The following is a 13,256-nucleotide window of genomic DNA, read 5'->3' as shown; positions in this document are numbered from 1 at the left end:
CCACTGACCCGAGGAACCTCGCGCCCATGCACGTTTTACTGGTAGAAGATGATGATCTGGTAGCTTCCGGCCTGGAAGCCGGTCTGGAGCTGCACCACTGCACTGTTGACCGGGTGCGAACCACCCGCGAAGCCCGCGCCGCCATGGCTCAATTTGGTTGCGATGTGGTTATTCTCGACCTCGGGTTGCCTGATGGCGACGGCATGGGCCTGCTGCATCATTGGCGCCAGCAGGGCATTACCGCACCGGTGCTGATTCTTACCGCTCGGGATGCGGTGCCGGACCGGGTACGGGGTTTGGAAGCCGGGGCCGACGATTACGTACTCAAGCCTTTTGAGCTGGATGAGTTGGCGGCACGCCTGAACGCTCTCGTACGCCGGGCCGCAGGGCGGGCGGTGTCGGAAGTCTGTCACGGTGAGCTGAAAGTGCTGCCGGATGCCGGCCAGGTGTTTCTGCACGGCCAGTCTGTGGCTTTGTCGCGTCGTGAGCTGGCCTTACTGGAAAAGCTGATCAATGCCCGTGGTGCTGTGCTCAGTGAAGATCAGCTCAAGGATGGCCTGTACGGCATGGATTCGAGCGTCGAGAGTAACGCCCTGAACGTCCACATCTACCATTTGCGCCGCAAGCTTTACCGTGATGTCGTGATTACCGAGCGAGGACTAGGGTACCGGCTGGGGCCGCCGCCGGAGGTCCGGTCATGAGTTTGCAGAGCCGGCTGATCTGGTCACTCGGCAGTGCTTTTTTGGTGCTTTGGTTGTCGGTGGCCGCGCTGATGTATATGCACCTGGACAAACAGGTATCACATACTCTGGATCAGCGCCTCGCGTCGTCCGCCACCATGGTGGCCGGGCTGATCGCCCGGCAGCCTGAGATGCTGCTGTCTCAGCGCAGCAGCCCGTTACTGGTACATCCGGAAGTCGAGGGGGTCGCCTGCCAGATCCGCTCGGCTGCCGGCGAAGTGCTGCTGCAGACCAGTGGAGCCCGGGCGCAGTTTGCCGAACAGACACGCCCGGGGTTTAGCACCCGGGCGATCGGCGGCCAACAATGGCGGCTGTACACGCTGGATCAGAACGGCACTTTGATTACCACGGCTGACCGTATGTCGGAGCGGGTGGCCTTGGCCAACGGTATCATTCTGGTGATGGTTGTGCCTTTCACCCTGGCGCTGCTGGGCGGGCTGGCCGTGCTCTGGTGGGGTGTCCGGGGCGGGTTGCGGCCATTACAGGCTTTGCGCGATGAGTTGCGTCGACGAACACCCGAAAACCTCGAGCCGGTGAAAGTAAAGCGTGCGCCCGCCGAGCTGAGGCCGGTAGTCGACACATTGAACGGCCTGTTCGCGCGTGTTGCCGAAACTGTCGCCTGGGAGCAGCGTTTCGCCAACAGCGCTGCCCATGAATTCCGCACGCCGCTAACGGGCATCAAAACCCATCTGCAGGTGGCACAAAGGGTAGAGGGTGAGCGCCAGCATCAGGCGTTACTCAATGCAGAGAGAGGCGTCGCCCGCTTGCAATCGGTGACCGAACAGCTGTTGATGTTGTCGCGAATAGACCCCCAGGGTAAAGGCGCTGACGTCGGTTGCAAGATCGAGGAAATGATTGCCGACGCGCTGGAAGACTTGTCGCAGCAGGAGCGAATTCGGTTACCCGTGTCCATTCCCGAAACTCGGCTGGCCGTACCCCTGGCCCTTGGGGTAGTGGCTTTGCGCAACCTGCTGGAAAACGCCCTGAAATATTCCAGCGGCCCCTGCCAGCTTACACTTGCGCCATTTGTAGAAAACACCGGGGCCGCGCGGTTGCAGTTACAAGTGAGTGATCAGGGCGGTGAAAATGATGCGCATGCCGGGCGAGCGGGTCCGGAAAGTCATGGCCTTGGACTGGCGATTGTCGAAATGGTGGTCAGCCAGTACGGCGGCGGGTTGCTATCGACACAAAATGCTTCCGGAGGTATGGATTGGCAGTTGCGGCTACCGGTTAAACCGGACTTCTGATGTGTTCCCGTAAGCCGATGTCGATGTTGTTTGGGATAGACCACTACTTTGGTGTGTTATTCAGCCGGTTACAGGCACGATATACTTGCCACCCATAGTCAGCGCATTGATCTGCGGTAAAGGGTGTTTTGGATGAATCGACTGAATATAAGTCCGCTCACTGAGTCGGCAACTGTGTTGCGTCGCATCGCGGTGGTGTTGGGATCGGTGGGTTTGACTGCCATCTACTCGCTGTTGATCTTGCTGCGGGCTTTGGTCGGAAAACTGAATCGGCCGATTGTGGATAAGTATTGCCGGGAATGGTCGGCCACGTTGCTTAAACTGGTCAGGGCCAGCCTCACCGTTCGGGGCGAGGTGCCGGATTTTAACGATGGCCGGCGTTATATCATCATGTGTACTCATGCCAGCCACTACGACATCCCCATCAGTTTTGTCTCTTTGCCTGGTTCCATTCGAATGCTGTCCAAACAAGAACTGTCTCGCATTCCGTTGCTCGGGCAGGCCATGGCGGCGGCAGAGTTTCCGTGGATCAATCGCTCTAACCGCGCCGAGGCAGTCAGGGATTTGCAAAAAGCCAAAGCCATGATGGAAAGTGGCATAGTGCTCTGGGCCGCGCCCGAAGGTACCCGTTCCCCGGATGGCCAGCTTTTGCCGTTCAAGAAAGGGTGTTTCCATTTGGCGTTCGACACCGAGGCGGTCATTGTGCCAGTTGCCATTCGCGGGGTGCATAAGGTGCTGCCGGCTCGCAGCGTTCAGATCAATCTGGGGCAGCCGGTGGATGTTCGTGTAGGCGCCACACTCGATACGGCGGGCAAGAGCAAAGACGAGCTGCCAGACGTGATGGAAGAAGTGCGAGCGCGCATGCTGGAATTGCTGGGCGATGGTGAGCCGGAGTAATTCTCAGGCTCACCATAGATACTGATCAGGCGGCGGCAGCCACAGTGGAAAACAGGTAGCCGGTATATGCGACATAAGCGGTTAACAGCAGCGCACCATCGACCCGAGAAATCAGCTTGCGCCACCCCGTAAAGCCGAAGCCCATCACCAGCAAGGCGACGGTTAAACCGAGCATGAGTGTCCAGTCCCGATAAAGTACCTCGGGATCAACCGACAACGGCTGAATAGCGGCGGCCAGCCCGACCACGGCCAGTGTGTTGAAAATACCTGAGCCCAGTATGTTGCCTAGGATCAGATCATGTTCGTTCTTTTTCACGGCGGCTATGGCAGAAGCCAACTCGGGCAGCGATGTGCCAATGGCGACAATGGTCAGCCCGATCACCAGATCGCTGATGCCCAAAGCCTGAGCGATACTGACCGCACCCCACACCAGCATGCGGGAACTCACTACCAGTAGAATCAACCCGACCACCAGCCAGATAATGGCGTTTTTCAGCGGCATGGGGTGGGTGACCAGCTCCGAGTCAACGCCTTCTGCAAGCGGGTCCTCTTTGCCTTGGTAACCCTGATAAATTGACCAGCCCATGACTGCTGCGAACACCGCCAGTAAGACCCAGCCATCCAGCCGCGACAGCTCGCCATCCAATAACTGAACGCCCGCGATCAGTGTCAGCACCACCAGCAAAGGAAGCTCTTTGCGGATGACCTGAGAGTGCACCGCTATGGGGGCAATCAGGGCGGTGAGGCCCACAATCAGGGCAATGTTGGTGATGTTAGAGCCGTAACCGTTACCGAGCGCCAGCCCCGGATTGCCGTCAGACGCGGCCATGGCTGAAACGGCAAGCTCAGGTGCCGAGGTGCCGAAGCCGATAATCACCATGCCAATCAGCAGGGTAGGCATGCCCAGATGCTTGGCCGTGGCGGCCGCACCTTCCACAAATTTGTCTGCGCTCCAGACCAGCAACACCAGCCCGGCAATAATGGCACCTATAGCCATCAACATAGGAAGACCTCGTTAGTTCAGGTTGTCGCCGCAGGTTACGCAGGCGAGGTCACAGTTGGCGCACAAAGATACAGTAAGTGGGCGTTTCAGGTCAGCCCCCGGGCTATCGGAAATACCGCTATACGGGGTGATCCGCATTGGCCCCTGGCCGGTATCAGACTAAAGTGGCGCTGATATTGTTAACAAAACAGGCGAGAATTGCCGCAAACAACATAGTTTGCACGGCACGCATCGATTGACAATCGCAATTTATTATTCCGTTAAAAATCGGGATAATCGCGCTCAATCTCATACCGGAAGCATACGGCAGCGCCGTCTACCTCGCGCCCGACCGGCTTCCGACAGGCCGCTTTGCTGATCGTGGAGTGGCATCAGGCTTCAACACTAAGCTAGGGTGAAAACCAATGGCCGTAAGACAGGCAGACGTAGTGCTGGTCGGAGGGGGCGTCATGAGCGCTACTCTCGGCATGATGCTCAGGCAGCTGGATCCGTCTCTGGACATCGTCATGGTGGAGCGTCTTGACCACGTTGCCCATGAAAGCACCGATGGATGGAATAATGCAGGCACCGGCCACGCCGGCTACTGCGAGCTGAATTACACCCCCGAAACCGAAAACGGCGATGTTGAAATTGCCCGGGCTTTGCAGATCAACGCACAGTTCGAGGTTTCCCTGCAGTTCTGGTCTTACCTGGTAGAGCAGGGCATTCTGCCCGAGCCGTCCACCTTTATTAACCGCACGCCGCACCAGAGTTTTGTCTGGGGCGAGAAAGACGTGGCCTTCCTCAAGCGCCGTTTCCAGAAGCTGAAAGCCCACCACCTGTTCCGGGAAATGGAATACACCGAAAACCCGGAAGACCTGGCTGAGTGGATGCCACTGGTTGTCAGCAATCGGGACCCGATGCAGAAAGTGGCGGCTACCCGCATCAAGCACGGTTCCGATGTGGATTTCGGTTCCCTGACCCGCAGCATGGTGAAGTGGCTGGAAACCCAGCCCAATTTCGAACTGATGCTCAGCTGCCCGGTGCACTACATCGACCAGCGTGACAACGGCCGCTGGAAAGTCCGGGTGAAGAACCAGAAAACCGGTGAGCTGACCAAGCTGGAAGCCGGCTTTGTATTCCTGGGTGCCGGTGGTGGCGCGTTGCCGCTGCTGCAGAAGTCCGGTATTGACGAAGCCCGTGGTTACGGTGGTTTCCCGGTCAGTGGCCAGTGGCTGGTTTGCCAGAAACCGGATGTGGTCAAAGCCCACCATTCCAAGGTTTACGGCAAGGCGCCGATTGGCGCGCCGCCCATGTCGGTTCCGCACCTGGACACCCGGATCATCAACGGTGAGCCGGCGCTGCTGTTCGGGCCGTTTGCCGGTTTCACCACCCGCTTCCTGAAGCAGGGCTCGGTGTTTGATCTGTTCGGTTCGGTACGGGCGACCAACCTGCGGCCAATGCTGTCGGTGAGCAAGAGCAACATGGACCTTACCAAGTATCTGATCGGCGAAGTGTTCCAGTCCCACACTGACCGTGTGGAATCCCTGCGCAACTTCTTCCCGGATGCCCAGGAAGACGACTGGGCCCTGCAGATGGCTGGCCAGCGGGTGCAGATCATCAAGCAGACCGCCGAAGGTGGCGGCAAGCTGGAGTTTGGTACCGAGATCGTGGCGGCCAAAGACGGCTCGCTGGCGGCACTGCTGGGTGCATCACCGGGCGCGTCTACCGCAGCCAATGCCATGCTGAATGTGCTGGAGCGCTGTTTCCCCGAGAAGATGCAGTCTGCCGAGTGGCAGGAGCGCATGAAGGAGCTGGTACCGTCTTACGGCCAGACCCTGGTGGAAGACGAGCAGTTGCTGAACAAGGTGCGCGAGCGCACACTTTCAACCCTGAAGCTGGGCTGATACCGCAATAAAAACCGGGTGGCTGCGCACGCAAACCACCCGGTTTCCATCTTCCAGAATTTTCTCTCCCTGAAATCAGAGCTTGCTGAATGCTGCGTCGAAATCCTTTGCGGCAGCATCGGTAAATTCAAAGTTCTTGCGAATGTAGGCCAGTGTGGCCTTTTCGGTATCGGTTACGCCGGGGCCATCCTGGGCGGACTCGAATAAATCGGCAACCTCATCCTTCGATAACTTACCTTCACCACGCCCGGTTGTGTGCTTGCGGGCCAGATCGAGCAGTTCTTTTTCGTATTTTTGTCCGTCTATTGTTTCGTAAGCCATAACAACACCAACTCCGTTTTCAAGGATTCGATACCCGGGCAGCCTGTGGGGTTGCGCCGGATATGCGTGGGCGAAAGGCTGTGCCATCCAACTGGCCTATCGGTTTTATCCAAGCACAGGGTTCGGCGTTGTGCAAATATTGGGCAGGTTGTTTTGGTGGGGCTGAAACGAAAAAAGACTGCGTACGCGTAAATTCGTTTCGAGGCATTGGGAACTTTGCCTATTTAGCAACTACCTAGAAATCCTCGGTGGTTTCCGGTTTCGTATGTATGCGTCTAATCCGTGATCGAACTTTCCGGAAATGCCGGATGGTTCCAGTTCTTCTGGTCTTGGCAGTATGTGCAAAATTTGCAACAACTGAACTGCTCAGATTTCTTTAGCAGTTCAGTGTTGGAGCCAAGTGAAACAGACGAAGGAAATTGCATCCGGTGGCGCATCTATTTGCTGGCCCATAGAAAGTCGCCGTTGCGTTGACGCTTGGTGGACACCTAAAAGGTCTTATAAACGGTATCTCTACGGGCAACTGTGATCACGGTGACAACCACTTTCCCGTCGTCCACATGATAGACAAGGCGAAAGCCTTGGGATCGCAGTTTGATTTTGTAGAAGTCCGAAGATCCCTTTAGTTTATGCTTAGGGATCCTCGGGTTCTCCAGGCGGCGTTCCAGAATTTTCAGAAACTCTGCCTGGACGGTAGGGCTAAGCTTGCTCCATTCCTTGAGCGCTTTTCTCTTGAATTCCAGTTCGTAGCTCATTGATGCTCACCGGTATTGATTCATCATCCATGCGTTTGCGAGCTTCCTGGAGTAACCGGTAATCTTCAAGCTGCTCTTGCATCTGCTCGAATGTCTCGACAGGCACCATATAGGCTCTGGGTTTGTTATGACTCAGAATCACAACAGGTTCGCCATTAGCCTGATTGAGCACCTCATTCGGATTAGCCTTGAGCTCCGAAATGGTGGCCGCAAGTCTCGCAAATAGGCTTCTCATGTATTGCTTCCTCCGCGCCGTACTCATTCGTTGTAGCCCGTTCAACATCGTTAGTCTTCACATGCGATTATTCAGGGCACCTCATCATTTCCGTGGCACGGTTCCATGGTATCAAAATTCGATCGAAAAAAAGATCTAAATAAGGGGCTTTTTTAAATGCTTTGGCTTGCACAGGACGAAAATGTGAGGGCTGAAACGAAAAAAGCCCCGGAAGTCCGGGGCTTTTTTCTGGAAGGTGGTGGAGACGGCGTCACGCTAATAAGCCTTTTATAGCATTGATAAATAAAGCAAAGACTCTTGATGATTTTGTCTGTTACCCGCAATATTACCCGCAAAAGTATTTTGTGCTCGCAGTAGCTAGCCCCAAGCAGCTGAAAGACATACTGAATAAATGTATCTACAGTTGGCTGGCATTTCAACAAGATTTGACGCATTGCTACATAGTAGCTTGCTATCGTAAATTCGGTGTTTAAATTATATTAGAAATAATCTCATACATATATCAGCTCTGTGTAGTCGGTGTCTTGGGCGTGGGTGTGAGGACGAATGCCCAGCTCTAGCAACAGGCAATTCAAGCAATATCATTTTTTCACTCGCGCCGGGATGAGATGGTAGGGAGCTTTAGCCAGAGGGGAATGTCGGGAATATCGCCGAGTTCACCGTGCATGACCTTCGACGTACCTGCCGCAGTTTGTTGTCTGCTGCCAGCGTGCAGCCTGAGTATGGTCTGGGAAGCGATCGATGTAGAACCCTGGGTCGGCGCTATGTTATTTGAAGTGATCAACGCAATCTTACGATTGAGTCGACCAGCCACAGAAAAATTGACGCACAACAATCGAGAGGTTGATCTAAGCATATATTCAGGTTCGATTCAGGTAGATGCTGTTCAATGAAGGTGGCGTAAATCGAATTCGTTAAGGAGCTTCGCTATGAAGAGTTTTACCAGAGTAATCGCAATTTCTTTGATTATGGCTACACCGGTTGTCTGGGCGCAAGGTTCGGGTAACCAGCAGATGCCTGGTGGGATGATGATGTCCCCGGAGCAGATGCAGCAAATGCAGCAGAACATGTCCCGCATGCAGGAGATGGCGCCTAAAATGCGTGGGAGTTCCGGACAAAACCGGCAAAAGCTCATGCAGGAACATATGGAACTCATGCAAGAGCAGATGCACATGATGCGGGGCGGCATGATGGGCAGGCAAGGAATGATGAATGGTCAGGGAATGATGAATAACCCAGGAATGATGAATCGCCAAGGAATGATGCACGGTCAGGGGATGCAGGGAAATTCGAGCCAAGGCAACCCTGCTATTAAATCAGAAGACCGCGTTCAGTTTATGGAAAAACGGATGGATCAGATGCAGCTGATGATGGAGCAAATGCTGGAGCATCAGAAGGAACTGCAAGATAGCGCAAAGTGACACCCTGACGATTCCGGGGTTACCGTGGGGTGCCCCGACAATGCCGGATAATGCATGGTGGTCGGCTCTATGCCCCGACCCTGACGGCATTGTTCGGATCCTCAGGATAGAAGTCGGTATGACGGTCGTGGATCTGTGTTGTGGCGACGACTGCGCTGGAATGTCTGAGGAAGAAAAAAATCGATTTCGAGGCGAAGATTGTTGAACCACTAAAGCGATGAAGACGCTCGTTGGAGCGTTCTACTTCCTGCACGTGGCCTGAATCGCAAGAAGAGCGTTATGACTGAAGATGAGAAAAACATGGGTAAACCCGACTGAAGGAGAAACGTTATGCAACATGGATGGGAAATGATGCCCTGGTACGGAATGATTTTCGGCCCGATCATGATGATTTTGGTGCTTGCCACAGCCGTCACGGTTGTGATTCTGCTCGTCCGTTGGTTGGGCGGGGGCTCAGGGGCGCCGTTTCACGACAACCGGCAATCATCTAAGGCAGCGCTCGATATCCTCAAGGAACGCTTTGCGAAAGGAGAGATCGATAAGGACGAGTTCGAAGAGAAGAAGCGTTTACTTTCGGATTGAGGGATTTCACGTGCCGCTATTTATGGCGGACTAAACCTTAAGGGGGATTCGGATTAAATGGTTGTTCTTACCCCTGCACGAGAATGGGACAGACATTTCATCGGATCTTCCGGTTGATGCTTCAGCCTATCACTGAGGCAGGCTTCGCTCGCTGATTCCAGCAAGAATCCCGCAAGCCTCAACTTCCCGGCCATCGTTGCAACTCCCTCTCAATGAAACCAGTTGCTTCTCAAGCGTTTGCAGCGCTGTTATCTGCGACCGAACATGAGAGATGTGGTCATCGAGCAAGGTGTTAACGGCAGCACAAGGCTGGTGAGGGTCGTTCTGATAGCTCTGTAGTTCATGAATCTCTGTTAGTGACAGGTTCAGAATTCGGCAGCGACGGATGAAGGCCAGCAGCTCAGCATGCTTTTCGGTATAAACACGGTAACCATTCTCCTGCCGATCCGGTGGCGGTAACAAGCCTTGCTGCTCGTAGAAGCGGATCGTCTGTGTATCTACCTCCACTAACCGTGCCAATTGGCCAATGCGCATCGAGCTCCTCCTCCGCGAATACTTTATCCGGTTGACCTTATAGTGGCTATATGGTTTTTAATGGTAGCACAAGGTTCTTCAAGTGGAGTCGTTTCGTGAGTAAAACCTGTGGTGACCAAAGTGGCTGTGAAGCAACGCCTGCAGCGGATATCGACATGCCGATTTCTCCCAAAGCATCAGGAGAATGGGTGAGCGAATATGCAGTACCGAAAATGGACTGTCCGTCAGAAGAGCGGTTGATCCGCTTGGCCCTAAACGGTTTTGACGAGATTCGAACTCTATCCTTTGACCTGTCAAACCGTCAGTTGAAGGTGGTACATAATGGCGAGGTCGAGCCCATCACCGCGAAGCTGCAGAGCTTGGGGCTAGGGGCGTCTCTTCAGGAGACCGTTGCAGCCGATCCAGAGGCAATCAAGTCCGCCGAGAAGTCTGTGGCCTCCGCTAGGCAAGAGTCCGGCACCCTGCGCTGGTTGCTCGGCATCAACGCCCTCTTGTTTGTGGTGGAAATGACTGCCGGTCTAATCGCACAATCAGCCGGCTTGATTGGAGAATCTCTCGACAATTTTGCCGACGCTGCCGTATATGGCCTTGCCCTTTATGCCGTTGGGCATACTGTAAAGATGCAGTTGCGTGCTGCGCATCTAGCCGGTGTGCTCCAACTGATTTTGGCTCTCGGAGTACTCGTAGAGGTAGTGAGACGTTTCGTATTCGGTAGTGAACCTGAATCGCTGATGATGATCGTTATCGCATTCGTCGCATTGATCGCCAATACCAGTTGTCTGCTGCTGATATCCAAACACAGAGAGGGCGGCGCACACATGAAGGCAAGCTGGATATTCTCCGCCAATGACGTGGTGATTAACATAGGCGTCATTATCGCTGGAGCCCTGGTTGCGTGGACTGGATCCAATTATCCAGATCTGATTATCGGCGGCATTACTGGAATCATTGTGCTTAACGGTGCCAGGCGAATTCTGGCGCTTAAGGCGTGAATCCACGGTTACAAGAAATTTGGAGGTATGTATGAAGAAGATTCTTCTTGGTTTGGGAATATCAGCAACTCTCATTTTGCCAATATATGTATATGGACAAATGGGGATGATGGAGGGAAGAGGCATGATGGGCGGAAAAGGTATGATGGAAGGAGGTATGATGAATATGTCAATGATCAGGCATCGCTTCGTCATGCGAAATGGTATCGATGAAAAATATGCAAACAAAGTAGACCCTCTGCAAAGCACCTCAAATAATATCAAAGAAGGGAAAGTGCTATATGAAAACAACTGCGCAAGCTGTCATGGAACATCAGGACAAGGTGACGGTGAGGCTGGTATAAATTTAACTCCCAGGCCATCCAACATTGCGATGTTTAGTAAGATGCCAATGGCAACTGATGGTTATCTATTCTGGACAATTTCTGAAGGCGGGGTTCCATTGCAAACGGCAATGCCCCCTTTTAAGAGTGCTCTAAAAGAAGATGATATTTGGAAAATAATTCTCTATCTTCGTCAGCTATAGCAACCTAACCCGGATTTCTCATAGTTACCCAGCAAGTCTCGCAGACTGAGCGGGTTACCGCCATGGCCGCTCAGGTGCGGTCATGAACGCCTAATAATTGATCAGTTTCTATTGCTTGGACGCACTGCCCCCTTTCCCCCATTGCATCGGGCCGGGGGAGCCCGGGCATCTACCCCGGAACCAGGCGGCGTACCAGATCCGTGAGTTCGTCTTTGTAGGGGTAGCTATCACTCATCAGCACCCGGATTCGGCGGGTATTGCGGATGATGACCGCGCCAACCTTGATCAGCTTCAGCCGCAGGTTGTTGGCGCTCATCCGCTCGAACGGCGTCTTTTTCAGGTGCGCTCGTAACCGCTCGAACAAGGTGTAAGCGAAGCCGGACAGGATCAGCCGCCATTGATTGGTCCACCACTGAACGCTCGACGTTCGATCCGCGAACAGATACAGCTGCTGATCCTTGATCCGGTTTTCCATATCGCCTCGGGCGCAGTACTGTTCGTAATAGAGCTTAAAACCGTCGTCATAGCGGGAGCTGATGACAAAGCGAGGATTGGAGCCAAGCTCGCCTTCTTCCAAGCGGGCCACCACCCAGCGAGGGAACTTCCAGGAATGCGCCTGGTACCGGAACCGATAAGTGGCGGAGACTTTTTCACCGACTTTCTGGTGCGTGTCACGGACCAGTTGTGATGGCGCCTCCACGTCTTTAATCAACCGGCTGTTTTTGCTGATGCCGACCAGGTAATCCACATTATTCCGGTCGCACCAGCTCAATAGACGAGGCCGATAGAAGCCACTGTCACCCCGGAACACGATGCGTGTATCGGGCCAATATTGCCGGATAAACTTCACCAGCAGAGCCAGAATGGCCCAGCTGTGTCGGCTGTCACTGCGGTTGCTGGTGCGCAGGTAGCTCACCAGCAGGTGACGGCCGCAGAACACGTACAGCGGAAAGTAACAGTGGTGGTCGTAATAAGCGTTAAAGAACTTGCCGGGCTGGTCGCCATGAACGGGGATATCGGTACCGTCAAAATCCAGCACGATTTCCTTCGGCGGTGTCTCGTGCTGTTCGATAAAATGCTGCCATAGCAATTCGTGGGCCTTGACCACCGAGTGTCTGTCTACTTGCTGTTCCATCCGGCACAGCGTGGATTTACCGGCTAAATCGCTCTCTTTACCAACCGCGGTTTGCAGGGCCTGATCAAAACGCAGCGCCTCATGATCGTTCAGGTCTTCGTATCCTGCCGCCACGCCGAAGACTCGTTGCCGAGTCATGGTTTCCAGCTTGTGCCGCACCAGCATTGGATTCCGTGAATCGTTAAGCACCGAGGCCAGACGCTGAGTCAGGCGGTGTTGTTTGTCGACTTCCCGAAGCAGGAGCAACCCGGCATCGGAGGTGATATGACCACCGGAGAAATCGGCTTCAATTTTACGGCGAACGAGTGGCGAGAAGGTCAGTTTTTCAGGTACCATTTTGGAAGCGGCTGTTGGTGCTTTGGTGATGGTGTAAGGTCCTGAAACTATAGCACTTTCAGCCGCTTCTTTTTATGCCGCATGAGAAATTCGGGCTAGCTGCTCGCCATTGCTCTCGATTCGGCTGAACCGGTCTGGATCACTTACCCCTTCAGCGGTAACTAGCAGAAATATGAAGAACAGTTTTTCATCAGCTTTCAGGTCAGGAGTGAATGAAAGCAGACATCGTATCGAGGAGTGTGTTGCCACTAAAATACCCATTAAAATAGAGAATAAACGAATCATTAAACAAGTTAGTATCTATTAAAATCCAGAATAAACGAACTAAAAAAGTCATTAATAACGTTTTTAGTTCATAATAATTGCAAATTTGCTGCGTTTATTTTTCGTTCGCCATTCGTTTTTAATGGCTTTATAATTGAGTTTCACCGTTAAAACGAGCGGTTGCGTGGTTAGCCGTCGGCATCTGTACCAACTCAATGGTGCAGTAATTTAGGTTCGTCATTTCTAAGGTAGTGTTACTAAGGAGTTCAAAAGTAAGCGAACATGATGTATAATAAAAACATTGCTCGCGGACTATATCGGATATCAGCTCTTATGCGCCATGACGACGGTCGTAAACTGGACCATAAAACTCTGGAAGCAC

Annotated in this window: 14 protein-coding genes; 8 read left to right on the top strand and 6 right to left on the bottom strand. The window is 53.6% G+C overall.

From position 1 onward, the window contains the following. Positions 1-26: 26 nt before the first annotated feature. The 3 genes from LWH94_RS16860 to LWH94_RS16850 all read left to right on the top strand — a co-directional run bounded on the left by LWH94_RS16860 (position 27) and on the right by LWH94_RS16850 (position 2,884). Positions 27-701: a response regulator gene (locus tag LWH94_RS16860; RefSeq protein ID WP_232902988.1), complete on the top strand. Its 675-nt coding sequence runs from the start codon at positions 27-29 to the stop codon at positions 699-701. Continuing rightward, the gene (locus tag LWH94_RS16855) at positions 698-1,987 is read left to right on the top strand and encodes a histidine kinase dimerization/phospho-acceptor domain-containing protein (RefSeq protein ID WP_232902987.1); all 1,290 of its coding nucleotides are present in this window, start codon (positions 698-700) and stop codon (positions 1,985-1,987) included. Before LWH94_RS16860 ends, LWH94_RS16855 begins: the two co-directional genes overlap by 4 nt. Positions 1,988-2,119: 132 nt before the next feature. Then, positions 2,120-2,884: a lysophospholipid acyltransferase family protein gene (locus tag LWH94_RS16850; RefSeq protein ID WP_232902986.1), complete on the top strand. Its 765-nt coding sequence runs from the start codon at positions 2,120-2,122 to the stop codon at positions 2,882-2,884. Between the two features lie 25 nt (positions 2,885-2,909). Here LWH94_RS16850 and LWH94_RS16845 read toward each other — a convergent pair whose 3' ends face one another. Beyond that, positions 2,910-3,887, bottom strand: coding sequence for a calcium/sodium antiporter (locus LWH94_RS16845; protein ID WP_232902985.1), 978 nt, complete (start codon positions 3,885-3,887; stop codon positions 2,910-2,912). Positions 3,888-4,291: 404 nt separating this feature from the next. Here LWH94_RS16845 and mqo point away from each other — a divergent pair, with 404 nt between their 5' ends. Then, the gene (gene mqo, locus LWH94_RS16840) at positions 4,292-5,773 is read left to right on the top strand and encodes a malate dehydrogenase (quinone) (RefSeq protein WP_232902984.1); all 1,482 of its coding nucleotides are present in this window, start codon (positions 4,292-4,294) and stop codon (positions 5,771-5,773) included. A gap of 75 nt (positions 5,774-5,848) precedes the next feature. Here mqo and LWH94_RS16835 read toward each other — a convergent pair whose 3' ends face one another. From LWH94_RS16835 to LWH94_RS16825, 3 genes are all read right to left on the bottom strand, one after another. Further along, positions 5,849-6,094 carry a hypothetical protein gene (locus LWH94_RS16835; protein ID WP_094625465.1) on the bottom strand — a complete coding sequence of 82 codons (246 nt, stop codon included), beginning with the start codon at positions 6,092-6,094 and terminating at the stop codon, positions 5,849-5,851. Positions 6,095-6,582: 488 nt separating this feature from the next. After that, a complete protein-coding gene (locus LWH94_RS16830) occupies positions 6,583-6,849 on the bottom strand; it encodes a type II toxin-antitoxin system RelE family toxin (RefSeq protein WP_094625466.1) in 267 nt (88 codons plus the stop codon). After that, positions 6,794-7,084 (bottom strand): type II toxin-antitoxin system Phd/YefM family antitoxin, encoded by a 291-nt coding sequence (locus LWH94_RS16825; RefSeq protein ID WP_094625467.1) that lies wholly within the window; start codon positions 7,082-7,084, stop codon positions 6,794-6,796. Before LWH94_RS16825 ends, LWH94_RS16830 begins: the two co-directional genes overlap by 56 nt. 929 nt (positions 7,085-8,013) lie before the next feature. On the opposite strand from LWH94_RS16825, the gene LWH94_RS16820 reads away from it, so the two are divergent. Both LWH94_RS16820 and LWH94_RS16815 read left to right on the top strand, forming a co-directional pair. Then, positions 8,014-8,505, top strand: a complete 492-nt coding sequence (locus tag LWH94_RS16820; protein WP_232902983.1) for a hypothetical protein — start codon at positions 8,014-8,016, stop codon at positions 8,503-8,505. 330 nt (positions 8,506-8,835) lie between these two features. Further along, positions 8,836-9,087 carry an SHOCT domain-containing protein gene (locus LWH94_RS16815; protein WP_232902982.1) on the top strand — a complete coding sequence of 84 codons (252 nt, stop codon included), beginning with the start codon at positions 8,836-8,838 and terminating at the stop codon, positions 9,085-9,087. Between the two features lie 129 nt (positions 9,088-9,216). On the opposite strand, the gene cadR is transcribed toward LWH94_RS16815, so the two are convergent. Beyond that, positions 9,217-9,621, bottom strand: a complete 405-nt coding sequence (cadR, locus tag LWH94_RS16810; protein WP_232902981.1) for a Cd(II)/Pb(II)-responsive transcriptional regulator — start codon at positions 9,619-9,621, stop codon at positions 9,217-9,219. 95 nt (positions 9,622-9,716) lie between these two features. Between cadR and LWH94_RS16805 the strand changes: the two genes are divergently transcribed. Both LWH94_RS16805 and LWH94_RS16800 read left to right on the top strand, forming a co-directional pair. Next, positions 9,717-10,613 carry a cation transporter gene (locus tag LWH94_RS16805; protein WP_232902980.1) on the top strand — a complete coding sequence of 299 codons (897 nt, stop codon included), beginning with the start codon at positions 9,717-9,719 and terminating at the stop codon, positions 10,611-10,613. 31 nt (positions 10,614-10,644) lie between these two features. Continuing rightward, positions 10,645-11,139 carry a c-type cytochrome gene (locus LWH94_RS16800; protein WP_232902979.1) on the top strand — a complete coding sequence of 165 codons (495 nt, stop codon included), beginning with the start codon at positions 10,645-10,647 and terminating at the stop codon, positions 11,137-11,139. A gap of 169 nt (positions 11,140-11,308) precedes the next feature. Here LWH94_RS16800 and LWH94_RS16795 read toward each other — a convergent pair whose 3' ends face one another. Then, a complete protein-coding gene (locus tag LWH94_RS16795) occupies positions 11,309-12,610 on the bottom strand; it encodes an IS1380 family transposase (protein WP_136629552.1) in 1,302 nt (433 codons plus the stop codon). Between the last annotated feature and the right edge of the window lie 646 nt (positions 12,611-13,256).

The organism is Marinobacter sp. G11, from assembly GCF_021282325.1.
In the GTDB taxonomy this organism is placed as follows: Bacteria; Pseudomonadota; Gammaproteobacteria; order Pseudomonadales; family Oleiphilaceae; genus Marinobacter; species Marinobacter vinifirmus.
The sequence above is the reverse complement of the archived record's forward strand: the minus strand, read 5'-3'. Positions and strand labels throughout refer to the sequence as shown.